The sequence below is a fragment of the Haemophilus sp. CCUG 66565 genome (assembly GCF_001679495.1).
Taxonomy (GTDB): domain Bacteria; phylum Pseudomonadota; class Gammaproteobacteria; order Enterobacterales; family Pasteurellaceae; genus Haemophilus; species Haemophilus haemolyticus_K.
The window spans coordinates 159393-182212 of sequence record NZ_LZOX01000013.1 but is presented as its reverse complement, the minus strand read 5'-3'; the positions used below and the strand labels follow the sequence as shown (position 1 = coordinate 182212).

Here is a 22820-nt window from a genome sequence, read left to right as displayed (position 1 = left end):
ATTGATTTATAAAAGAAAAACCGCCCTTTCGGGCGGTTAAAAAAGTTTATTTGGATTGGTTTTCTTTCCATTTTTTCCAGACTTCATAGCCTGGTAAATGTTCCACTGGTTGCCCCAGTTGGTAAAAGCGTTCGATATAAAGAATGGTGTTTTCCATTTCATTATTTTCCGCCACACGTTGGGCTTGTTTGCGTTCTTCGTTGTTGATTGCAGCAGACCCTACGCCTGAAAATAGTGGTTTGTTGGTTTCCATCACTTGCATTAAGTAACGATGATTGTTAAGCGGGGCGAGATTTCGGCTTTCTCGTCGCTTTTTCTGCACTGAATTGACCGTCTCACTCAAACAGTGGGCTAATAATTGAGAAGGCGGGAATAAATCTAGCACTTCTCGCATTAATTTAACCGCTCTTAAGTTACTCAAGGCTGATTTATCAGGGCGGAACAATGCAATATAGCTGACCAAAGGACGCGCCACACCATATTTTAACTCGGTAATCAGCCCTAATAATTCACGTCCTGCATCATCTTCCAACAGTTGGTCGAGGTGAATATCAGAATGGCACACCGGACAACGGCACAATTTCATACATTCCCCCTTGCTTGCCATTTTTTCAGGCGTTCAAGCACTAAACCAGCCATTTGGTCGTTTAATGCGCCCACATTCAGCGCAAGCGGTTTGTTTTGAGCCGTTAATATCGGGTTCACCACACCGCGCACCCATTTGTTTAATGCGGTTTCCGACCCATCGCGCACCAATCCTTTCTTGCTCATTTCAATCCAAATTGCACGAATTTTGTGCGCAATTCGGCTTTTTACAACCGCACTTTTTCTGCTTGGCAAATGATTTCGGCGGCTGGTTTTCTTAAATCCTTTGGCTTCCATCTCCGCTTCCACTTTCATTAACTCCGCCACACTCATTTCTTTGCATGATGTTTTCCCGGTCACTCGCTCCAGCATAGCGCGATAGCTATACTCATCCATTGCCAGTTTTTGCTTGGCAATATGAATTAGCTGGATCAGCTTTGGTTTAGTTTTATGCATTGTTTATTCCTTTTTAAAACACATTATTCAGCCCACTTAAATCCCCCTCTTTCGTAAAGAGGGGGTAGGGGAGATTTAATAGGCTGTAAATGGGTTTTATTTTGCATTCTGAAGAATTTCGTCAATAACTGGATCCTTCAAAAGAATTTTCTCAATAATGCCAATCAACGTACGACCAATTTCATTTGGATTATCAACTTTCGCACTAACATCCCATTCATCACCATCTTGGGTGCAAAAATCTAATTTTATTTTGTGCTCGAAACCATTTTTAACGTTAGCGTCCATACCCTCAAAAGCAAGCCAACCAGCTCTAACAATTTCAGGTAACTTAAACATTAAACAAGTCATCGCATCCTTCACATATAAAACTGTCACTTGATGGTATTCTGTATTGACATTAAAAGTTAAATCGTCATCACTGACTCCCACTTTAAACTCAAACGTTACTGCATACTTTTTTTCTTCCATTTCATTTATCTCCCTAATCTCATTCTCAACCCTGGCAATAAATTCTGCACATTCCCCACATATACCGCTGCGTGTTGCGCTTGCCCTGTGCGCAAGGCTCTTAATGCACGCACCAGTTGTTTTGCTGCTTGCTCTAACTGCTCATCCAACCGCACTTTTTCTTGCTCAGTCATACTTCTTCCCCTTCAATCACTGAATCAATTTCCACACCATTCCAGTTAAGGGAGGAGCAGTGTTCAAATCACACAACTCAATGGCTTGTTCTAGTGTTTCTGCTGTCATTTTCACTTCAATCACGCCATATAAGCGCACGATATAATCAGCCATAATCTCCCCCTTAAAACGGTTTTCTTAATACTCGTTCACAAAACGCAGCGCGGTGTTTGCACCATTCTCGGTTACGAGCGTCAGGTGCGTTAAGTTCCGCAATCGCCCATTGCTCTTTGGCATCTTGCAATTCGCCTCTACGTTCACTGTTTGCCGCTTGTTCACTGTAATATTTAAAGCGATCAAACTTGTTGATGTTTTTGTTCATAAGGTTCTCCTGTTGGTTTAAAGCCTATTATGAACGCCCTTCATTCCATCCCCCTCTTTTGTAAAGAGGGGTTAGGGGAGATTTAAAGAGCGTTTAAATAGGTTTTAATATTTAATAAATGTAGTAACTATCCAAGCAATACAGATACAAAATACACAAATGGTTATCGCACCGCTCCAATCCATCACGCTACCTCCTGCTCAAACGGTGTAATCACAAAGTCTTCTACGCCTGTTTTAATGGTCACGCCTGCTACGGTTGCCGCTAATTCTGGCTCGTTTAACATGGCTTCTTTGTTCACTTCTTCTTTCGTCCGGATGAAATGTTCAAAGCCTAGCTTGTGCAAACTTTCCAACACGCTGTCCGCCCCGCGAATGCTGACGGAAGGCGGGCGTTGACGCCATTGCACCTCACCTGTGTTGAATGAGCCGGTTTTGGTTTTGCCGTTTTGCGTGAGTTCATCACGTCGGCTTTCACACCACGCTTGCACCGCATCTTGTTTGGGGGAGAGCTTTTCTTTCACTGCGTTCATCAAAGGCGCGTATTCTTCGGTGATTGAAGCCAGCTTGTCGTTTTGTTCAATCGCTAGTCGTTCTAATTCACGGTTTAAATCGCCGATCTCTTTAATTGCCGTTTCCACTTCGTCGCGGGTTTGATAACGCACTGCAAAGGTGTCGGTTTTAATGCTGGTTGCTTTTTTAGCCATTTCTTTTCTCCTGTTGGTTAATGTAAATAGGAACGCCAAATTACTTTGATGCCTTCCACCATCATTTGATATTCCGCCCAATGTGCGCCATCGTTGCCTTGAATGTAGGCGAGGGCTTGTCCGGTTTTCTCAAATTTCTTGGTGATGGCGTTTTGCTCAATGCGAACGCGCGGTTTAATTTTGTCGAACTCAATATTCACCACATGCAAGCCCATTTTGTTAAGTTCGTTTACGCATTTCTGCGCTTGTGATAAATACCCCAGTGCGATTTTGTTGCATCCACCAAACACAGGGTGCGGTTTGGCTTGTTCGCGTAAAGTGCGGTTGATTTTTGCTGAGTTTTCCATTAGTTCGCTCCTTTCATTTGTGCTTGGGCGGTTAAAATGAGATCTAGTGTGATGACAGTGCCTTGTCCTTTCGCCGTCATGCCGGCTAGGCGTAAATATTGCGTTAAAGCGCGTAAGCCGCCCGCCTTGCCGCCGATGTCATAAAGGACGGTCATTAAATCTTTGTCGGCAATATCCAAGCCCCATGCTTGTGCAATCGCTTTAATGTCGCCTTTTGTACTGGCTTTTAAGCCACAGTTGTTACCAATGCGTGACCATAAACGGGCATACTCATGCGCCTGATTCACACCGCCTTGGATTCGTGTGTACACTTTGTCGTTACCAATGAGCGCAAAGCCCACTTCTGCTTCTTCTTGAATAATGCGGATTTCTTCGAGTGCGTCATAAGGCAGGTGGTCGCTTTCGTCGATAATCACTAAGCCTTGTGTGCCTTTGAGCTTTTTAGTAATTAGGCGTGATAAGCGGTCTTTACGGCGTGGCGCATCGTTAATACCTAACTCAAGGGCTAACTCATACAAAATACTGCTTAATGTGGCACGCGCTGGACTTGCGGTTATCATCCACACGTTTTGGTTCGTTTTTTTGTATTCTTGGCATGCTTTAGTTTTGCCCACACCGCTTGCGCCATACACCGTCACCATAGTCGGTAGGATTTTTGCCATATCCAATGCAGAAAACACTTTCTTCGCTGTCGGAATTTCAATAAAGTGCGGTGCTTCCACAAACACTTTTTCTTTCTTTTCACGGGTGTCGAGCCAGTTATTTAATGCTTGTTCCACTTTTTCCACATTGCCGGCATAAGTGCCTTTTAAATACGCGCTTAATGCCCCTGGATTCACGCCTGATTGCGCAGCAATCTCGCGCTGGGTGTAGGTTTGGTTGTCTAAGAGTTGTTTGATTTGGTTAATTAGTGTCATAATAATCACCCTGTTTGTTTGCTAGGAGTATCTATGTTTAATCTTTGTCAATTGCCCATGGATGTTGAATACAAAGAGCTAGACTACTGCGCCGAATATGCCGCTCAGGTTATTTTTTCCGATTGGGATTCCAAGGATTTTGATGCGCTCTTTGTCTCGTTAAAGCACTATCCAAGCCTTGAAAAATATATTGAATTTGAAGAGGAACACCTTCGCCCTTATCTGCTTTCATTAATTGGTCTTCCCACCAAAGCGCGCAAGCAGCAAGAAAAGACGTCTTCTGAACGTTTTCGTCTTGAATCGACTTATGCCCATTGGCGGATGGCAACGATTGCACTAATGATTCAAAACAAGCTGTTAGAGTTAAAAATCGTTCGGACTTCATCAGCTCGGAAAACTGTTGAAACGTCGCTGAACTTTCTGTCAGACCTTGATCTGTTTTACGAATTTTCACCCGTCTGGCTTTCGCAATTTGGCGACACTTCACCTTTTCTGAACGAAGCTGGTGAAGAAATGTGGTATCCTGATGATAAGAATTAGTAGTCATTTTTTCTCCTTAAATCGGCTTTAAACTCGCTTTAAAGCCCTTTTGCTTTCTTAGCCATTGCTAAGTAATCTTCTAAACCTTGTTGGAAGGTGCTGACTTCCTCATCTTCCAACACATCCTGCTTACGCACCGTATTACCTTCTCGGCGGTACAATTCGATAATTTTCGGTTCAGGCGGTTCTTCCTCCTCGAATTGAGGTTGCAAGCGCGCTGCTTCTTGTGCATTCATCGTGAGTGTGGCTTTCGCTTGAGCTTTTACCGCTTTCACCATTTGCTTGCGTGCTTTATCGTGCTCACGACCTTTCGCTTTATCACCAAATGCCACCGCTTCAGTACATTTCGCTTCGGCTAAGAACACGCCATCCAAACCATAAACCCACACTTTGTTGTGCAAGTCTTGCGGGTCGAATTTCACCACCACCTTGCGGTGTGCGGTGGCAATCAGTTCGCTCGCTAAATAGCGGTTTTTGCGATTATTGACCTTACCACCAGCATCTAACTCAAATGTGCCGTCTTTTCTCAATGTAACGGCTTCGCTCATCAACATTAAAAAACGCATTTGTTCTGCGCTTGCCTTGCGAATTTGCGCCTTGGCGTAATCGCGCTCAAATACTTGGCTGAAACTGTAAATGCCTTGGCAAATTTCCGTTTGTCTGCCTTCGCGTTCATTGAAAGTGCGGATGCCATCTTCTATGGCTAAAATAAATGTGTCGTAATCTACGCCGTCTTTCCCGCTGTTGTAGTTATCGGGCTTGTTATAAACGTTCTCGCCTGCGTAAAAGCCTGCAAGGCTTGGGTGTTTATCGACTAATTCGCCTAAACCACCGTGTGAAAACGCACGTTCGATTGGTTTTGCTTGCCCGTGACCTTTGCCAAATTGCACCGATGTCCACAACAATTCGATGCCAAGCATCGGGATAATCCCAATCACATCATCTTCTTTTACTTTAAAGCGATAGCGGTTCTTCACGCCCCCAGTCATCCATTTATTTGCCGCCGCGCGGGTGTTATCAATGGTGCATTTTTTCGGGATGCCGTATTTCCAAATCAAATCCATCAAACTTAGGCGAATGGTGTCGCTGTTTTCGCTCAAATCCACACGGTAAGCCAAGATTTTGCGGGTGCGAATGTCTTGCCAAATCCAGGTTTTAGGGCGGACAATCTCACCGTTATGCCAGCGGACGAACACGTTGTGTTGGTAGCCATCGCCGTTGATCCATTCAAGAGCTTCAATTTCCGCCACGGTGCGGCGCATGGATGGGTAATACTGCATCACAGCATGATCACCTTCGCGTAATTGCACTTGCACCAATTTCGGCACTTCACGCTCAATTTTGCGTTTTATGCTACTTGCCGATGGGATGTTCCAGCCTTTTTCCCTTGCAGCACGTTTTAAACGCTCGTAGCAACTGCCGAATTGCGGTTGTTCGTTACGGAAATAATCTGCTTTAAAGGCTTCCCAGGCTTCTTCCGTAAATGTCGCTTCCTTACCAGATTTCTTGTTATTGTGTTTAGCAATCAATAACGGTAACCAATCTGGGCGTTCAAACGACCGCACTTGGTAATACCAACGTTTGAGCGATCCTTTCGCAATGTCGCATTCTTCCGCGACAGCATCCAAAGCGGTCATTAATTCCACGCCATTTCGCACTAAATCGTCTAATTTATGCAGTGGTACGAGCTTGGCTTTGGCATTTTCCTTCTGTTTATCAGTCGCCTTTTCGTAAGGTTTCCAAATCACTTCGGGGAGATAGTTGAGTTCTTTTCTAGTGCGGGGTGTTTCTGAAACGTTGTCGATTTCCACCGCACTTTGTTTTAATAAAAGCTCTGCTTGGGTTTCTTGTGGGAGAGAGGAAAAAGCGTATTCGTAACCGACACCGCGAATGCCTTGAACCTGTCTTTTTTCCCAGTTTCCTGCTCTTGCTTTCTTGTTTACCCCTTGTGGGGAACTAGGCATAGTTTCTAAAACTGCGAGCTGTTGAGCTGAAATCCACATTTCCATACATCCTCCTACTCGTAACGAGCGGGCCATATTTCCTCAGGTTTCATACCGATAAAATCTGCAATAATTCGTTCACCTTTTGGATATTTGCGATCAAGCGCATTGCCTAAAGTTCTAGGGTGTAAGCCAGCTTCAATGGATAGTTGAGACAAGGTTTTCCCTTTCTCTTGTATCATTGCGATGATGTATGCGCGGTGCATATTTTTTTTACTCTTTTTCATAATGTGCTATCCTTACTCTTTAGATTAAATCTTAGGTGTTACTCTTTAGAAACTATGGAAACTATACATCTAAGTTTTCAGAAACTCAAGTGGTTTCTGAAAAATAATTGATATTTTTTAGAGTCGCTTTTAAAGTGCTTTAATAATCAATAGGTTATATTTTAGAAACTAGGCAGAAACTAAAGTTTCTGAAAGGTAGGTTTATGAGAAACTCCAAAGAGTGGTTTTCAGCAAATGAACTAAAGGACTTGGAAGGACTACCAAATTCGCCTCAGGGAATAAACAAGAGGGCTAGAACACAGAACTGGATAAAAAGAGAAAAGGACGGTGTACAAGGTGGCGCGGTTGAATATCACTATTCATCGTTACCCAAGGAAGTTCAAAAATCACTAGGTTTTATACCTTCCGTTGCTTCATCAATTGGAGCCGCAGTAGGGGCTACGTTTGCGGGAGTGCCAGGTGCTGTTATTGGTGGGATAATTGGTAGCATGACTAGTAGTGGCTCTAGCAATGAAACTAAGGTAGATATATCTAATGAAAACGTGATCATGATTGATAGCTATTCTTCTATCAACGTTTCAGCAGGCTTCGGCAGTTTTAATGAGGGCGTAACAAAGCCTGACGAGCAAACGCCTTATTCTGCGGCATTACTGCGAAAACTGGGCGTAAACCCGAAATACGCGGCTGTGTTTTGGGCAGACGGCATTTCAATGCGCCCAACCATTGATGACGGCGATCAGATGTTGGTGGATTTAAAAAGAAAGGAAATCAAAGGCGATAAAATCTATTTAGTGCAAAACGGAGCAAGCGTGTGGGTGAAACGCGTGAAAATTCGTTGGGACGGTGTAGAGCTGATTTCAGACAATAGAGAAGAATACCCCCCAATCATACTTTCAAAGGATGAAGCCGAAAATCTTCAAGTTATAGGACAACTCGTCCACCTCGGCAAAAATATGATTTAAACACCATTTAAACCCGCTTTAACGTTTCCCAAATTTAGCGGTTAAAGCGGTGAGTTTTGGAAAATTTTTCCCATTTCATTATTTCTGTTTTTCTTCCAATAAAAAAGGGGCTGGCACACCGTCAAGCCCCGTTTTATCTACATCCATCCCACTTATTCCCGAAAAATTCCGCCAAATCCCTATTTGTTTCTTTGTTTCTCATATTAAGTGGTTGGATACAATGGGCACGTGGTTGTTGAAAACGGGATGCCTGTGTATGTTCACGAAGACGGGAAGGAAATTCCGTTTGATGCCACAAAAGCCACAGCCAAAATTGCAGAGCTTAACAGTGAGGCGAAAAAACACCGTGAAGCCAAAGAGCAGGCGGAAGCAAAACTCTCGGCATTTTCGGGGATTGACGATCCGAAAGCAGCAATCAAAGCCTTGGAAACGGTGAAAAATCTCGATGATAAGAAGTTGATTGATGCGGGCGAAGTGGAAAAGGTGAAAGCAGAAATGCGTAAAACCTTTGATGAACAACTGGCAGAATCCAAATCTCAAGCTGAAAAACTACAATCGCAATTGCACGCAGAACTAATTGGTGGTTCGTTTGCTCGCTCTAAATATGCCGCAGAACATTTAAATTTACCTTCTGATGTGGTGCAAGCCTTCTTTGGTAAGCATTTCAGTATTTCAGATGAAGGTAAAGTGGTGGCGAAGTTCGCCGATGGCAATGAAATTTACAGCCGTTCACGCCCAGGTGAAAAAGCCGATTTTGAGGAAGCATTAGAGGCGTTAGTCGGTGCGTATCCAAATAAAGATGCGATTTTAAAACCATCAGGTACATCAGGTTCAGGTATTGGCGCGGGAACAGGCGGTAGCAATGCCCCTAAATCCTTAGCCGAATGTAAAACCGACGCAGAAAAAATTGCGTATATGCAACAACATTCATAATCGGGTGCAAGAGATTGCACCTTTTTTATTTACGGTGCAATCGCACCATAACATAGGAGCTTATTATGGCTTTTGACTTACAAGTCTTTAACAAACAAACACATTTAGCGTTAACTGAAACTGTCGATCAGGATATTGAAAAATTCAATCAAGCTTCAGGCGGAGTGATTACATTGCAAAATGCTCCAACACAAGGTGATTTTGATATTCGTGCGAGCTTTAAAGCGATTCAAGGCTTAGTGCGTCGTCGTAATGCTTATGGCAGTGGTACAGTGCAAGCGAAACGCCTAGAACAATTACTCAATGTAGCAGTAAAAGTGGCTGCAGGTACGCACCCGATTGAGTATGAACCGCAACAATATCGTTGGGTATTACAAAACCCAGAATTGGCAGCCATTGAAATTGGTCAGCAATTAGCAAAAGCGCGCTTGGCAGATATGTTAAACACCGCAATTTTAGGGGCGGTTGCCGCGATTGGTGGGCAAACTACAGCTGTGCTAGACGACAAGAAAAATGCCCCAACTTTCCGTACGCTTAACAAAGCAGCGGCATTATTTGGCGACCGCTCCAGCGCATTAAAAGCGTGGATTGTTCATTCAACCACCTTACATACCTTGTACGACAATGCCTTAACTAACGCAGAACGTTTGTTTACTTACGATAACGTGAGTGTGATGCGCGATCCGTTTGGTCGCTTGTTTGTGGTCACGGATAGCCCTGCGTTAGTTGATAGCACCGCTTCAGCCTATAACACTCTAGGCTTGCAAGAAGGGGCGATCGTGGTAAGCGGTAACAACGATTTCAATAGCGAAATGCAACCGAAATTAGGCGGTGAAAATATCGCAGCAGTTTATCAAGCAGAATGGACTTATAACTTAGGTATTCTCGGTTATGAATGGGATATGACTGCAGGCGGTAAATCTCCTGATGATACTAAATTAGGTGCATCAGCCAACTGGCGTAAAACCGCAACTTCATTGAAAGACACTGCAGGTGTGTTGGTGAAAACCAAATAGCCATATCGCTAAAAAAGCGAGCCCCCAAGTAACGAATTACTCGGGGGTTCTTATTTCCATTGCCCATTAATTGCAAAAGGAAATAACTGTGTGAAATTGTACCAAAACAAAATTGAAGATTCTTCTAAGTAAGGAGAAAAAATGAGCGCTTATGTTTCTGTAGAAGAAGCTGATGCATATCATAATCTCAGAATGAGTGCAGAAATATGGGGGGCACTAAGTGCAACAGAAAAGGCTCGCCGATTAGTCAATGCATCGGATTATATTGATAGTGGCTATATCTATTTAGGAAAGCCATCCGATAAACATCAATTACGAGCGTTCCCACGTAATGGGGATACAGACGTGCCAGTAAAAGTAAAAAATGCAGTCTGCGAATTAGCTTTGGAAGAAAATTTAACTCAAAATCCAACCGCACTTAAAAGTGCAGTGAAAGTTGGTGAACTTTCTGTAACGTATTCTTATCCTTCAGCTGCAAACGGTGTAGAGAATCAGCGATTTAGTTATGTGGCTCAGTTATTGAGAGAGTTTGTTCGAGAGAAAGGCGCTATGCGTAGAGTATTGCTTGAACGGGGGTAAGAATGGGATTTTATGATGAGTTGGCTGATACTGCAAAGACCTTGTTAACCGAATTTGGGGTGCCATGTAGTATTGAACAAAACATTACCAGTGATTACAACGTTGAAACAGGTGAGGCAACTCGACGCAAGCGTCGCTTATTGGGTGTTTGTATATTTAACCAATTGGCCTATGACTTTCCTCAATTCCAAAGTTCTGGTGTTTTAAAAGGTGAGGCAAGCTTAGTTCAACAAGGCGATGTGTCTATTACGTTAAGCCTATCATCTCCTCTTTCGAGAGAGGAGCTGCTTTTAAGTGTACTCCTTGTTAATGGAGAGCGTTGGCAAATTGTGAATTGTCAGCCATTAAAACCATCTGGTATGACGATTTATTACAAGCTTCAGGCAAGGTTAGTAAATGGGTAAATTTGTAGCTGAAATTGATGCTTTTAGAGAACGAACGATGCAACGTGCAGATATGTTTGTACGGAAAATCGCATTGGATACATTTAAAAAAGTGCAATCTAAAACGCCTGTCGATAGCGGGCAGTTACGTCGGAGTTGGACAGTCTCGGTGGGAGAGGCACCATCTGTATTTAATGGTTCTAATGAAGTGATTAACAATGCAAAATTTGGTAATACGCTTTACATTGCGACGGATAAGCCTTATGCCTTGACGCTGGAATATGGTTTATACCCTAAACCAGGAGGGCGTAAAACAAACAATGGCTTTTCGATTCAGGCCCCAAAAGGCATGGTGAGGATTACTGTGCAAGAAATGGAAGCGTTATTAAAGAAAAGTAGGTGGTGATTTTAGATGAAACAAATTATTCGGTCTGTATTGCAAACACACTTAAACCAATTAGGACAATTTAATACCGCATGGGAAGGCGTTTTAAATACGCCCAAACTACCATATCAAACGCTCCACTTAACTATTTCATCTAGCGATACAGGTGCAATCTCTGATCGGCCACATGCTGAAGAATTAGGTTTTTTGCAATTAACGTTATTTTATGAGGCAGGATTAGGCACGAAAGCCATTGAGGAGCGTGCAACAGATATTCGACGGCATTTTTACGGTCAGTCCTTTATTAAGGATAACATTCAAATCATCATCCATAAACCGCCACTTATTGGCGGTATTTTTTTAAACGATAATAAACTGGCGTTGCCAGTTACAATCAATTTTACCGCTTATGAACTCTAGGAGGTTATATGGCAAATGCACAAGGTGTAAAACGTAAGGTTACGTTTGCAAAAGAAACAACATTTGGAGTACGTGCTGCAAAAGGTATTGGTAAAGTGATGCCTCGCACAGAAAGCTCACTGAACTCAACATTTGATTCATTCTCAAGTGAGGAAATTCGAGAAAATATGCAACGCTCTCCATCCATTGTTGGATTTGAAAAAGTGGAGGGCGATTTGAAAGGTGAATTGTCTGCAGGTCAATGGTCTGATTTTTTTGCGGCCGCATTGCGGGGAACATGGACAGAAGCGAAATCACCTGTATTAAAGAAAACTAGCACTGGGGCAGGTGAAAAACAAGGTAAATTACTCGTAATTCCTGAAACTGGCCATACAACTGATTCCTTTACGCTTGAAGACACCTTCGCAGATATTGGATTAAGTCGCATTTATACAGGTTGTCGAGTATCTAAAATTAGCCTAGATATTCAACCGAATGGTATAGCATCGATTGCGGTCACCTTTTTAGGACAAAAAGGCGAGGAGAGTCAAACTGCATATTTTACTGGTGCGCAGGAAGTGACTCAATCAGCTAAGGTTGCAGGTGTAAATGGGCAGCTGATGGTTAACAAAACCAAAGCAGCGTTAGTTACTGGTTTGAAGATGGACATTGATTTGAATGCGTCGAGTGAGGCGGTACTGGGCGCGAAATACGCACCTGACGTGTTTATTGGCACAGTGGCAATTAGCGGATCGTTTACGATGTATTTCCAAGATAAAACCATGATTGACGCTGTGCGTAGCGGCGCGAATCTTTCTCTTGCTTTAAGAATGGATGCCGAATCAGTCGACAACGGAGATTATTTAACGTTCATCTTGCCAGGCGTGAAAGCAACTTCTATTGAAATTGATGACGGTGCAAAAAACCTTATTCAAACCCTAAACTTTGATGCTTTCCCCGCGATTTATGATGCGGAAAGTACAATTGATGATGTATTAAAGAAACCAACAACACTCATCGTTCAAGATTCATTGGCCTAAAGCCGGTGAAAATTAGTCATACTTTATAGAAAACAACCCCCGAAAGTTCATCACTTTCGGTTTTTTTATTTCAATCCAATTTTATAAGGAAAACACAATGGACTTTTCTAAATTAAATACTGTTAAAGCCTCTGAAAATACTTATCGCTTTGAAGTCACTCACCCGATTACTGGGGAAGGAACTGGAGCAATGATTGATGTTTATGCCTCGCAAAGTGATGTTGTACAGCGTTTTCAATCTAACGTCTTACGCAAATTACAAAAGCAAGAATTTGAAAACCAGCGCACCCGCAAACCACAATTTAAAGAACTCTCTGAATTGAAATCGGAAGCTCTTGAAAACGCCATTGTACGCGTAGCTAGCTGGGAGAATTTAGAATGGGAAGGAACTCCTCTTGAGTTTACCCCCGCCAATGTGAAAATGCTGCTTACCCAGTGTCCTTGGTTAGCTGAACAAATTATTGAACAGTCAGAAGACTTGGGAAATTTCTTGAAGGCCTGATCGAACATCTCTACGAGTTTGCTCAGGCAGAATTTCGTCTTGATAAACGACCAGACAATTCCAAAGCGACACAACGCGAGCATCTTCAAGTTATTGAGCAACAATTAGGTATAACGCCCGAAGAGCTAAATAACTCTCCGCCCAATATCGCGGTGGGTTATTTGCTTGAGTATTTTTATGCCGTATCCTCCTCCCGTCAGTGCGGAATGTCCGCTAATCCTATTACTTTTAGTGAAATATTGGCATGGTCTCAATTGGCTAATACTTCATTGGCAAGATGGGAGGTTGAGGTAATTAAACGACTTGATATATTGTGGTTGAATATTCAAGCTGAATAGCTCAAGGTTCGGCTTGAATCCTTAACTAAGGAATGAATATGAAAGAATTTACTTGGCAAGCCGATTGGAATATGAAGCGGAAAAAAAAGCCGAATGTAAATACAATTCGATTTGGTGACGGTTATGAACAGCGACAATCAGATGGCATTAATAATAACCTAAGAACCTACGATGTAGTCTTTAGTGGTTCAGAAGAAAAGATCAAGGCAATAGATATGTTCCTTGATGAATGTCGTGGGGTGACAGCCTTTTCGTGGCAACCTTACGGAGATAAAAAAGGATTGTTTACCTGTGGTGAATGGGATGAAACTAAAAAAACAGGATATAGCACGCTAACAGCAACCTTTAAGGAAGTTGTTGCATAGAGGTAAATTATGGCAGATTTCGCACAATTAGGCATAGAGTTACGTTCTATAGGGGTTGATAAAGTTAATCGTGATATTCGTTCGGTGACGGATAACGCAAAATCTACTGAGCGCTCAGTGCAATCTCTTTTAGGCGTAATGGGTAAATTAAAAGTCTTAATGACAGCTGGATTGGGAATTCAAGGCCTTGGGCAATTTATTCAAATGTCCGACAAAATGAAAACCCTTGCTGCCCAGGTGAAATTTGTCACGAATTCATTTGAAGAATATAAAGCTGTTCAAAGCCAGCTTTTCTCTATTTCGCAACGCACACGCGCTGATTTAGAGGCAACAACCACAATTTACGCTCGCTCTGCTCGAGCATTGAAAGATTACGGTTATAGCCAAGAGCGGATTCTAACTTTTACTGAAACGTTAAATAAAGCGATGGCAGTAGGTGGAGTGGGCGCACAAGAGCAGGCGAGTGCACTTTTCCAGCTTTCACAAGCATTAGGTTCAGGTCGGTTACAAGGTGACGAGTTCCGTACTATTGCTGAAAGCGCCCCCATTATTTTAGATGTTGTTGCGCAATATATGGGGAAAACCCGTTCAGAAGTGAAACAACTTGCTTCTGAAGGTAAAATCACCTCTCAATTGTTATTTGAAGCTATTACAGGCGCAACTGAGAAAATTTCAGCAGATTTTGAAAAAATGCCTTTGACTTTTGGTCAGGCAATGACTCAATTGAAAAACCAAACACTTAAATTTGTTGATGATGTCGGTAATCGCAGTGGTATCTTTGATGGGATGGCTGCATCTGTCTCATTTTTAGCCAAAAATATTGACTATCTTTCGGTGGTGATTGGTTCGGTTCTGCTAGGACAATTAGGTAAAGCCTCTGTCGCAGGGATTAAGTCTGTATTAACTAAACGGCAAGAGGCTGTTGCGGCTTTAGAGGTTGCGCAGGCTACATCTGTTCAAGCTACGGCTGAATTAAGACTAGCACAAATACAAATGCAGTCTTTACGCGCCCAATTAAGTTTAGCTCAATCAGAACAAACAAGAATGGCGCTACGTGGTCAAATGGCCACCCAAGCCTCTCAACTTACAGTATTAATGAACGCAGAGAGAGAGGCTACAGAAAGGGCAGCGCTTGCTAAACAAAAACTATCTTTGGCTGGGCGAGCATCAAGTGGTGTTTTAAGTCTATTAGGTGGACCTATTGGACTGGTCACCACTGCGCTTACTTTGGGGGCGGGGGCATTTTATACCTGGAAACAAAATGCAGAGCAAGCCAAACAGGAAAATCTTGATTATGCGAAAAGTCTTGATGTGACAAGTGATGCGTTACAAAAATTGACTGCAAATCAGCTAGAAGCAATGAGCGCAAAATTGAAGCGTTCTATGGCAGAGCAGAAGAATCAAATCCAATCATTGATTGAAGAAAAATCAAGAATGGAGCGCGCATTATCGATTCAAACTAAAAGTATGGATGAGGGGAACCTTTGGCAAAATCAATATGCACTGAAACGCTATAATCAACTTCTTGAAGATTTAAAAATCAAGAAAGGCGAAATAGATTCAGCTAATCAGCAGTTAGCGAAGTCAGAGCGAGATTTAAAATCTATTGGTGCAGAGGAGTCAGTTCAACGTTTGAAAGAGAGCGTAGAAAAGCTCTACCCTGAATTGCAATTTAATAAAGACAAATTTGTTGAGTTAAAACTTTCAACAGAAGACTTTAAAGATTTGTTACCAGACGCCAATGGTAAAATCTTAGGGATGGCTGATGCATTAGCTCAGGCGGCGCAAAAGGCAAGATTGCTACTTAGCGGTGTAATTGGCGTAAAAGAAGAAACTGCAGGTATTGGCGCAGATGCTCAAAAGGTTATTGACGATCTTCGCCTTGATCGAAAAATTGCTAATGCAAAAACGCCGCAAGAAAGAGCAGCGGGAGAAACAGAAAAATATATTAAACGGCTTTCTGAGCAAGGTAAATATAGTAAGCCTGAACTTGATGCAATCGAAAAAGAATATCAAGCCAATGCGTTAGCTAGAGAGAATAAGGGGAGTGGGAATAAAGTTGATTATGTCAAACAGTACACTGATCAAGTGACCCAACTCCAACAACGCCTAGCGGACATAAAAGCCAATCTGCAAGATGGTGGAATTAGCCAATATCAAGAGTTAAAAAAACTCACAAACGATATTGCTGCCAATGGTGAAAAATATGCGCACTTTGGTGCAGAAGGACTGGCTAATCTAAAACGCCTTGCCAGTGAAATTGACAGTGGGCAGCAACAAGTTGCAATCCGCGATTTAGGTGACAATTACAAAGAGCAGATTGAGGCTCGACAATTTGAATTGACGCTTATTGGTCAAACAAGTGAAGCGGTAGATCAGTTACGTTTTAATCATCAACTAGAGCTTGAGACGGCAAAATTGCGCAAAGGCATGACGCAAGAAAATATTGCCTTACTTGAGCAGATGATTGATAAAATTAAACGCTTAAAAGAAGAACAAGCTAAACAAGCCGAATTACTAAAAGGCGATCCAGTGGCAGGATTTAGAGATGGTTTCCAAAAATTCCGAAACACGGTGGAAGATGTAATGGGCAACGTATCTCAAATCACGTTAAATGCGTTTAATGGAATGTCGGATGCCGTAACTAATTTCGTATTAACTGGTAAAGGAAATTTCCGAGGCTTTGCACAATCAGTGATTAAAGATATCACATCAATGATTGTAAAAATGATGATTTTTGCATCACTCGAGGCTGCGTTCAAAGGAACACCTTTTGGCAAATATTTCGGGTTCTCTGGAGGCGGTTTAGTCCCTGAATCAAAATATACTGGTGGACTCGTTGGATTTGATGAAGGGGGATTTACTGGCCAAGGAGGAAAATATACGCCAGCTGGCATTGTTCACAAAGGCGAATATGTCTTTACCAAAGAAGCAGTAAGCCGTTTGGGTGTGAATTACCTCGATCAGCTCAACTATCAACGCAAGGCTAAACCACAGGGCTACGCAAACGGCGGTTCAGTGGGTGGATACGCACCAAGCACACCAATGAATGCGAATAATCGGGGCGTGAAGGTAAACATCATCAACAACGGTGAGCCAACAAACGCCAACGTGGAAACCAAAGAGACCAGTGGCGGCTTAGAAATTACTGTGGAATTAGTGCAAGCCATTGCTCGAAAAGAGGCAGGAACAATAATGCAACAAAATATGCGACCGGGTGGAATGTTCGCCTAATTTTAGGCGAATTTTCCATTTTGTGATCTTGTTCAACGTTTTTTTGATGTTTTCAAAATAAAATGCAACCGACCATATTTTCAGAGGAGGTTGCATGAAAAAATTATTATTAACTGGGTTAGCTTGCGCATTATTGGTAGGGTGTGCTCAAGAACCGTTAAAAAAACAAACAGCGTCAGGAAAAGCAGAGGGTGAATATCCCCAATATACACCTGAACAAGTTGCTGACGCGATTGTTCAACATTGCAATGACAAAGGATATGTTATTGAAGAACAGGCTAAAAATTATGTTATTTGTTCAAAAGAAATGGAGGGAGGCGGAGCTATCATGATGCAAATGATGATCGGTAATTCGTACTCCACTACACCACAGTTAAAAGTTAGATATTCCATTAGTAAGTTTAGAAACGGAACAAAGGTTTGGGCTAATGCTTGGTCTGAATCTCAGATGGCTTTTGGGCAAATTAATAAAATGCAATTGGATAGCAATAACGCAAGAAATGAGCTCCAAGAAGTTCTTGATAAGAAATTACCCGCTTTACTTAAGAAATAATATTCGGTTACCTACAAACTCAAACACGAAGAAGCAGAGAAATTTAGAAATTTTATGAAAGAACACAGTGGTGTTTACCCATTTTATTTTAGGGATTCTGCACTTAATGGCGAGTTAGTGAAAGTGATATGTCCTAAGTTTCCTCGTCAAGTTGGCAAGGTTGACACGATATTTACTTGTGAGTTTGAGGAAGTTGTTTAATCGCAATGATTTCCCCTTGACTACAAAGGGGCTTTTTCATGCGGTAAGATTTTATTCTTTTTTAGTCATTGCAAGCAATTTCTTGTCAAGATAAAACTTTTCATCTATCATTCGATACAGTTTGAACTATTTCAATCACTGTTATTTAACCTTTAATAGCACATAAATTTACCCGTTCACTTCATTTTGGGTGAGTGTTTTTATGTTGATTAGAGAAATATGTTAGATAAAAAGAAGGCTTATAATGTCTAATAAAAAGTGTAATGTATTCACCTCAAATTTCGGCATAACCATTGAGGATACGCTCATGTCAGTGAAGAAACGCTTGGATAGAATCAGTCCGCCTTATGTCGTGGAAGTGATGTATGATGTAGAAGATAATATCCCCGCGTGGATTGGCACGTGCGATAAGTTGCATCTTGTCACTGAAGGTCGCACCTATGAAGAATTGCAACAACGCGTATGGGAAATTGCACCTGAAATGCATGAATTACAAGGTTACGGCAGTGAAAGTGATAATATCCGCCTTGCCTTTATCCAAACTGAAAGTCACGCGGATTTCCAACGTTTGGAGATGTAACGATGGGCAGTGGGTATTACGATCAGCTTATAAAAATACTCAAGCAATATGGTTGCACATTCTTGCGTCAGGGAAAGGGCAGCCATGAAATTTGGAACAGCCCAATTACTCAAAAACCTTTCCCTGTTGCTTATACTATTACCAACCGCCACACAGCAAATAACCTTGGTTTTGTGGGCTTTTGTTTTTGTGCTGAAGGAGGGATTTTTAACTTTTTTAAGGAAACGGATATGAAAAAACCTAAACACACCCATTGCATTAGCAATTTCTTGTTGGGGTTTGGTTCCATATTAAATATTGCCCCCGTTGTTTCCGTATCTTCTACAATTGAAATAGAGCCGAATGAGTATAAATATTTTAACAATGCTTGGGAAGAAACAGGGCGGCATTTACGTGATGCATTAAATAAAAGAGTATGGGGAAAATATGGAAATTAAAGATATTAATGCAATAAAACTAGCATTAAATGCTTGTACAGGGATCATTAATTTAGCAATGACAACAAAAAATGATTCTCAATCCAAACAAAATTTATTATCAGCTCTTGAAGCCGTAAAAGAGGTGTTGGATATATTAGAAAATGGAAAACGTGATAAAAATGCAGATATGGCGTATTCAATTCTTTACGATTGTTATCATAGGGCATTTGATATTGTAAACGGCAATCTTACCCCAGAAACAAAAAACTAATATTAGTTGACAGAGCAAAATTTAAAGCTTAGTATCCTCCCCAAGCTAGATAATCTAGCTTTAAGGTGTCGAAACCTTAACCAAAAAGCTTCCCAATGGAAGCTGTTTTTTTTATGGGGTAAGATATGGGTCGAAAAGATAATATCAAAGCAAATTTAGCTAAGTTAAAAGAACGGTTTCCAAATGTCTTTTTCGATACTAAACCACTAGTTCCTACAATTATCGATGATATGCTTGTCGTACTTGGTGATGATGAGTTATCAAAAGTGGTTCGAAGTGCTATGCGATATTATTTAGATTCACCTAGCTATTTAAAACGTTTTGTTCGTAGAAAATGGATCAGAGATGTTAATGGTTCAAAAGTGAGGTTAATTACTGCGGAAGAAAAGCAACTAGCGAGAGAAAGATTAAATCAAATTAACGAACATAATTCCAAAGCCAATGCTGAATATCGTTTTGCTATTGCACTCGCAAGAGAAACGAAGATTGAATATAAGAAAGTTGAATTGCTTGAGCAGAAAAATCCTGAAAAAAGTAAAGTAGTTGTAATCCATAGACGAACGCCCAAAATTAAAAGTGAATAATTACAAAAAGCCCCTTGACACCCAAGGGGCTTTTTCATTATGATTTTTATCAAGCAGATAGTTATCTGCTCAAGGTGTCGTAGCCTTAAATCCAAAGCGGTTAGTCCGCTCCCGATAGCATAGCGGTTTTTTTATGCGTGAAATTTAGTAACCTTGTTTGTTTATTGCCATTAAACATTCATTGCGCATAACCACATCTTATCTATGCCGAGAGGGCGAGGAATAAAAGACCTTCGGGGAATAACTCCAGCCGACTTTGGACGGTTTACGAACCTCTTGGCACCCTATTTAGGGTAAATCTTAATTTCGTAAAAAAAATCCAAAGGAGACATTCTATGTCTAATCAAATCTCAACCCAAACAATTTCATTCAACAATCAGTCATTAATTACCGTTGAACAAAATGGCAATCACTATGTTGCTATGAAGCCTATTTGTGAAAATATCGGCATTGACTGGCGCGCGCAACGCCAAAGAATAGTGAGAGATGAAGTATTATGTTCAACCGTGGTTATCATAACCACAGTTGCAGAAGATGAGAAAAATCGTGAAATGCTATGTCTTCCTATTCAATACCTAAACGGTTGGTTATTTGGAATTGATATTAATCGTTGTAACCCAGAAATCCGTGACACATTAATCAAATACAAAAAAGAGTGTTACCAAGCGTTACATGATTATTGGTTTAATGGTAAGGCTGAACGTAAAACCACGGTAGATGATCGCACTGGCCTGCGCAATGCCGTGAATATGCTCGTGAGCAAAAAGGGATTAATTTATTCCGATGCTTACCATTTAATCCATCAACGCTTTAATGTGGAAAGCATCGAAGATTTAACATTAGAGCAGTTACCTCAAGCGGTAGAGTATGTTCACAGAATTGTGCTTGAGGGTGAGCTTATCACTGAACAGAAAAAAGATGAGCTATTCATCCGTGAATTTACAGAGCATGACCTACAACAGCTTGTGTGGGCGTGGTTTGCTTTATTGCGTGGCACCGAACTCTGCCAAAATCTTCTCCCTGCATTAAAACAAATTGGTTCGCATTACGCTGCACCAGTTCATGACATGGCTTACGAATATCGCAGCACTCTTCGTCAGGCGCAAAAAGTATTAGAGCGAATCACTGAAAAATTTGAGTACAAACAAGGCAATAACTGGCGTGTCTTAAAATATCTTAGAGCCTACAACCCTAAAGCAACAGGATTTCAGCTAGACATTCTCTAAAACATAACAGAATTTAGACCGCACTTTGGGAAAGAAGAAAAACAAAGGGGAGCCTAATGCTCCCCACTTCACGATTAAACTGGCTTGTTATCGCCTTTGTTTAATCGACCAACTGTTTTTCAAATTGGTTTTGCAAGCCCCTCTCGGGTACGGGTAAGATTTTACCTTAGTTTTAGGGCTATTGCAGTACAATTTTTAATCAACTGGAAATCTTCGTCACACACAACAGGAACGATATAGGTTCTTTTATCAATCTTATATCGATCTAACCTAGATAGTGACACTGTGTAAACCATATCGCACTTTGCCCAACATTGAATATTTGCTTTGTCTGGTAGCGGATTTACAGGTAACGCATAATGATAATTTTCTAGGGGATTAGGTTCGGTTGTACTCAATGGGATAACAGTAACAAGTTCTCTGTTTCTCTTATGTCGAGCTATGACAACAACAGGGCGAACCTTTGTCATTTCTGGTGACTTGAATTGAGAAAAGTCACACATTAAAACCGATTTTTCCTTTGGTTGATATTTTAAAGTCATAAGATTTATTGATGTTTTTATTAGATCTTATATGACGCTATGACGGAGATCAACCATTAGATTTTCCTATAGAGTAGGGGTTACCTGCAACATGGAATAAACACAATAATACTAACAAACAACCGCTCTTATGGGCGGTTTTTTATTGCCTGTAAGATAGCGATGTACACGTGACAAGCGGTGCTTCCTTTCTCCACTCACTGCTTCTTACAGGCCTCTTTTTGTGGAGAAAACAGGAAGAAATATGCAAACATTAACTGCAGAATTTTTAGGTAAAGAAGTTACTTTAGTGGATAACAACGGCGTGGCTTATGTAGCAATGCGTGAGATTGTTGAGGGAATTGGGTTAGACTGGAAAGGTCAGCATAAAAAACTGATGGAACAGAGTGAGAAATTCAACTGTGGACATATCACCACGGTTGCCAAAGATGGCAAAAACCGTGAAATGTTATGTATTCCGATTAAAAAACTCAATGGGTGGTTATTTGGGCTTAATCCAAACAAAGTGCGTGCCGATTTAAAAGAACGCCTGGAAAATTACCAAGAGGAATGTTTCTTGGCGTTGTGGGACTATTGGACGGAAGGTGTCGCCCGCCGTGACGAAGTCAAAAACAAGTTGGCATTGTGGCAACAAAAGAAAGCCGAATACACGCAACGAGCTGGTGAACGGGGAAAATTATTGCAGCAATGCAAATCAGAAAAGCAAGCCCTTGAGCGTGAGCTTTTACAAATTAAACAGTTAGATCTTTTCGTGAACTTATAACCGCACAATCTTTTAGAAAGTGCGGTTTTTTATTGGAGTAAATAATGCCAGCCTTAATTAGCAACGCATTCAAACTCGACCTAGCCAAACTCGAACAAAATGCGCTCATTGAGTTGTTTGAGGTGGATTTGCGAGGATTGAAAGATAATGACGGCATGAATGGCGAGTTATATCGCTTTTATGCTGGCACCAATGAGAAATCACAATCTATCGTATGGCAAGGTAAAACATTTGAGCCATTTGCTGTAAAAGCAGATGGCTTTGAAATGTCAGGTAATGGCCCAAGTAATCGGCCAACTCTTACATTAGGAAATATTAACGGATTTATTACCGCACTTTGTAACCGCTTTGATCAATGTTTGGGTGGGATTGTCAGACGGAGATTAGTCTATATGCACTATCTTGATGCGGCGAATTTTGCAAATGGCAATAAAAAAGCAGATCCAACGCAAGAGGCGTTAAGTTACTTTGTGATTGAGCAATTATCCTCATTAAATCGAGATATTGCTCAATTTACACTAGCTTTGCCATCTGAGACCGACAATGCATTGATTGGTGCAAGAATGATTACATCTACTTGTAGTTGGCTGTATCGTAGCTCTGAGTGTGGCTATACAGGCAGAGCAGTTGCAGATGAAAAAGACCAACCAACAACAGATCCTAAAAAGGATAAGTGCAGTGGATTATTGACTGGATGTAAGTTGCGAAACAATACGCACAACTATGGCGGATTTGTTAGCGTTGATAAGTTGGGGTAA

At 41.4% G+C, this 22820-nt stretch carries 33 protein-coding genes and 1 pseudogene; 22 read left to right on the top strand and 12 right to left on the bottom strand.

The annotated features are described in order from the left end of the window. Positions 1-46 precede the first annotated feature (46 nt). The 9 genes from A9501_RS04450 to A9501_RS04420 all read right to left on the bottom strand — a co-directional run bounded on the left by A9501_RS04450 (position 47) and on the right by A9501_RS04420 (position 4017). Positions 47-586, bottom strand: coding sequence for a hypothetical protein (locus tag A9501_RS04450; RefSeq protein ID WP_065265051.1), 540 nt, complete (start codon positions 584-586; stop codon positions 47-49). Further along, the gene (locus A9501_RS04445; protein ID WP_065265050.1) at positions 583-1041 is read right to left on the bottom strand and encodes a gp16 family protein; all 459 of its coding nucleotides are present in this window, start codon (positions 1039-1041) and stop codon (positions 583-585) included. Before A9501_RS04445 ends, A9501_RS04450 begins: the two co-directional genes overlap by 4 nt. A gap of 96 nt (positions 1042-1137) precedes the next feature. Next, the gene (locus A9501_RS04440) at positions 1138-1512 is read right to left on the bottom strand and encodes a hypothetical protein (RefSeq protein WP_065265049.1); all 375 of its coding nucleotides are present in this window, start codon (positions 1510-1512) and stop codon (positions 1138-1140) included. 5 nt (positions 1513-1517) lie between these two features. Further along, positions 1518-1685 carry a hypothetical protein gene (locus A9501_RS09690; protein WP_179855778.1) on the bottom strand — a complete coding sequence of 56 codons (168 nt, stop codon included), beginning with the start codon at positions 1683-1685 and terminating at the stop codon, positions 1518-1520. Between the two features lie 16 nt (positions 1686-1701). After that, positions 1702-1839 carry a hypothetical protein gene (locus tag A9501_RS09685; protein ID WP_179855777.1) on the bottom strand — a complete coding sequence of 46 codons (138 nt, stop codon included), beginning with the start codon at positions 1837-1839 and terminating at the stop codon, positions 1702-1704. 10 nt (positions 1840-1849) lie between these two features. Next, complete coding sequence (locus A9501_RS04435; protein ID WP_005643766.1) at positions 1850-2047, bottom strand: ANR family transcriptional regulator; 198 nt, start codon at positions 2045-2047, stop codon at positions 1850-1852. Between the two features lie 184 nt (positions 2048-2231). After that, positions 2232-2753, bottom strand: a complete 522-nt coding sequence (locus tag A9501_RS04430) for a host-nuclease inhibitor Gam family protein (protein ID WP_065265048.1) — start codon at positions 2751-2753, stop codon at positions 2232-2234. A 17-nt stretch (positions 2754-2770) separates the two neighbouring features. Continuing rightward, positions 2771-3100 (bottom strand): hypothetical protein, encoded by a 330-nt coding sequence (locus tag A9501_RS04425; RefSeq protein WP_065265047.1) that lies wholly within the window; start codon positions 3098-3100, stop codon positions 2771-2773. Then, positions 3100-4017, bottom strand: a complete 918-nt coding sequence (locus tag A9501_RS04420; protein ID WP_065265046.1) for an AAA family ATPase — start codon at positions 4015-4017, stop codon at positions 3100-3102. Before A9501_RS04420 ends, A9501_RS04425 begins: the two co-directional genes overlap by 1 nt. A 33-nt stretch (positions 4018-4050) precedes the next feature. On the opposite strand from A9501_RS04420, the gene A9501_RS04415 reads away from it, so the two are divergent. Next, positions 4051-4557, top strand: a complete 507-nt coding sequence (locus A9501_RS04415; protein WP_065265045.1) for a hypothetical protein — start codon at positions 4051-4053, stop codon at positions 4555-4557. Between the two features lie 38 nt (positions 4558-4595). Here A9501_RS04415 and A9501_RS04410 read toward each other — a convergent pair whose 3' ends face one another. Beyond that, complete coding sequence (locus tag A9501_RS04410; RefSeq protein ID WP_065265044.1) at positions 4596-6566, bottom strand: transposase domain-containing protein; 1971 nt, start codon at positions 6564-6566, stop codon at positions 4596-4598. 8 nt (positions 6567-6574) lie between these two features. Next, positions 6575-6787: a helix-turn-helix domain-containing protein gene (locus A9501_RS04405; RefSeq protein ID WP_061723340.1), complete on the bottom strand. Its 213-nt coding sequence runs from the start codon at positions 6785-6787 to the stop codon at positions 6575-6577. Between the two features lie 203 nt (positions 6788-6990). Between A9501_RS04405 and A9501_RS04400 the strand changes: the two genes are divergently transcribed. The 19 genes and pseudogenes from A9501_RS04400 to A9501_RS04320 all read left to right on the top strand — a co-directional run bounded on the left by A9501_RS04400 (position 6991) and on the right by A9501_RS04320 (position 20757). Beyond that, the gene (locus A9501_RS04400) at positions 6991-7749 is read left to right on the top strand and encodes a helix-turn-helix domain-containing protein (protein ID WP_065265043.1); all 759 of its coding nucleotides are present in this window, start codon (positions 6991-6993) and stop codon (positions 7747-7749) included. A 207-nt stretch (positions 7750-7956) separates the two neighbouring features. Continuing rightward, a complete protein-coding gene (locus A9501_RS04395; RefSeq protein ID WP_257006488.1) occupies positions 7957-8682 on the top strand; it encodes a DUF6651 domain-containing protein in 726 nt (241 codons plus the stop codon). 65 nt (positions 8683-8747) lie between these two features. Then, positions 8748-9698, top strand: coding sequence for a major capsid protein (locus A9501_RS04390; RefSeq protein ID WP_065265041.1), 951 nt, complete (start codon positions 8748-8750; stop codon positions 9696-9698). 141 nt (positions 9699-9839) lie between these two features. After that, positions 9840-10277: a DnaT-like ssDNA-binding protein gene (locus A9501_RS04385; protein ID WP_065265040.1), complete on the top strand. Its 438-nt coding sequence runs from the start codon at positions 9840-9842 to the stop codon at positions 10275-10277. Positions 10278-10336: 59 nt separating this feature from the next. Next, positions 10337-10681, top strand: coding sequence for a hypothetical protein (locus tag A9501_RS04380; RefSeq protein ID WP_143421507.1), 345 nt, complete (start codon positions 10337-10339; stop codon positions 10679-10681). Next, a complete protein-coding gene (locus A9501_RS04375) occupies positions 10674-11066 on the top strand; it encodes an HK97 gp10 family phage protein (protein WP_065265039.1) in 393 nt (130 codons plus the stop codon). The genes A9501_RS04380 and A9501_RS04375 overlap by 8 nt, the downstream gene beginning before the upstream one ends. A 6-nt stretch (positions 11067-11072) precedes the next feature. Continuing rightward, positions 11073-11465 carry a phage tail terminator-like protein gene (locus tag A9501_RS04370; RefSeq protein WP_065265038.1) on the top strand — a complete coding sequence of 131 codons (393 nt, stop codon included), beginning with the start codon at positions 11073-11075 and terminating at the stop codon, positions 11463-11465. An 8-nt stretch (positions 11466-11473) separates the two neighbouring features. Continuing rightward, a complete protein-coding gene (locus A9501_RS04365) occupies positions 11474-12484 on the top strand; it encodes a phage tail tube protein (RefSeq protein ID WP_005643795.1) in 1011 nt (336 codons plus the stop codon). Positions 12485-12581: 97 nt separating this feature from the next. Then, positions 12582-12986 (top strand): hypothetical protein, encoded by a 405-nt coding sequence (locus A9501_RS04360; protein WP_046949759.1) that lies wholly within the window; start codon positions 12582-12584, stop codon positions 12984-12986. Then, the gene (locus A9501_RS09910; protein ID WP_441294759.1) at positions 12983-13324 is read left to right on the top strand and encodes a phage tail assembly chaperone; all 342 of its coding nucleotides are present in this window, start codon (positions 12983-12985) and stop codon (positions 13322-13324) included. The genes A9501_RS04360 and A9501_RS09910 overlap by 4 nt, the downstream gene beginning before the upstream one ends. A 38-nt stretch (positions 13325-13362) precedes the next feature. Further along, on the top strand, positions 13363-13689 hold the full coding sequence (locus A9501_RS04355; RefSeq protein WP_046949758.1) for a phage tail protein: 327 nt from the start codon (positions 13363-13365) through the stop codon (positions 13687-13689). A gap of 9 nt (positions 13690-13698) precedes the next feature. Then, positions 13699-16923, top strand: a complete 3225-nt coding sequence (locus tag A9501_RS04350; RefSeq protein WP_065265037.1) for a phage tail tape measure protein — start codon at positions 13699-13701, stop codon at positions 16921-16923. A gap of 94 nt (positions 16924-17017) precedes the next feature. Further along, positions 17018-17476 carry a hypothetical protein gene (locus A9501_RS09825; RefSeq protein WP_065265036.1) on the top strand — a complete coding sequence of 153 codons (459 nt, stop codon included), beginning with the start codon at positions 17018-17020 and terminating at the stop codon, positions 17474-17476. Positions 17477-17488: 12 nt separating this feature from the next. Beyond that, a pseudogene (locus tag A9501_RS09820) lies at positions 17489-17677 on the top strand (phage tail protein); the annotation flags it as partial. A 244-nt stretch (positions 17678-17921) separates the two neighbouring features. After that, the gene (locus tag A9501_RS04340) at positions 17922-18257 is read left to right on the top strand and encodes a DUF1902 domain-containing protein (RefSeq protein WP_083071897.1); all 336 of its coding nucleotides are present in this window, start codon (positions 17922-17924) and stop codon (positions 18255-18257) included. A 2-nt stretch (positions 18258-18259) separates the two neighbouring features. Then, a complete protein-coding gene (locus A9501_RS04335) occupies positions 18260-18694 on the top strand; it encodes a type II toxin-antitoxin system HicA family toxin (protein ID WP_065265034.1) in 435 nt (144 codons plus the stop codon). Continuing rightward, complete coding sequence (locus A9501_RS04330) at positions 18684-18947, top strand: hypothetical protein (protein ID WP_065265033.1); 264 nt, start codon at positions 18684-18686, stop codon at positions 18945-18947. The genes A9501_RS04335 and A9501_RS04330 overlap by 11 nt, the downstream gene beginning before the upstream one ends. A gap of 125 nt (positions 18948-19072) precedes the next feature. Continuing rightward, positions 19073-19531, top strand: a complete 459-nt coding sequence (locus A9501_RS04325; protein WP_065265032.1) for a ProQ/FINO family protein — start codon at positions 19073-19075, stop codon at positions 19529-19531. A gap of 335 nt (positions 19532-19866) precedes the next feature. Then, the gene (locus A9501_RS04320) at positions 19867-20757 is read left to right on the top strand and encodes a phage antirepressor N-terminal domain-containing protein (protein ID WP_065265031.1); all 891 of its coding nucleotides are present in this window, start codon (positions 19867-19869) and stop codon (positions 20755-20757) included. Positions 20758-20918: 161 nt separating this feature from the next. Here A9501_RS04320 and A9501_RS04315 read toward each other — a convergent pair whose 3' ends face one another. Continuing rightward, positions 20919-21299 carry a type II toxin-antitoxin system PemK/MazF family toxin gene (locus A9501_RS04315; protein WP_065265030.1) on the bottom strand — a complete coding sequence of 127 codons (381 nt, stop codon included), beginning with the start codon at positions 21297-21299 and terminating at the stop codon, positions 20919-20921. Positions 21300-21543: 244 nt separating this feature from the next. Between A9501_RS04315 and A9501_RS04310 the strand changes: the two genes are divergently transcribed. Next, positions 21544-22062, top strand: coding sequence for a phage antirepressor N-terminal domain-containing protein (locus A9501_RS04310; RefSeq protein WP_065265029.1), 519 nt, complete (start codon positions 21544-21546; stop codon positions 22060-22062). A 44-nt stretch (positions 22063-22106) separates the two neighbouring features. Continuing rightward, positions 22107-22820 (top strand): phage minor tail protein L, encoded by a 714-nt coding sequence (locus A9501_RS04305; protein ID WP_065265028.1) that lies wholly within the window; start codon positions 22107-22109, stop codon positions 22818-22820.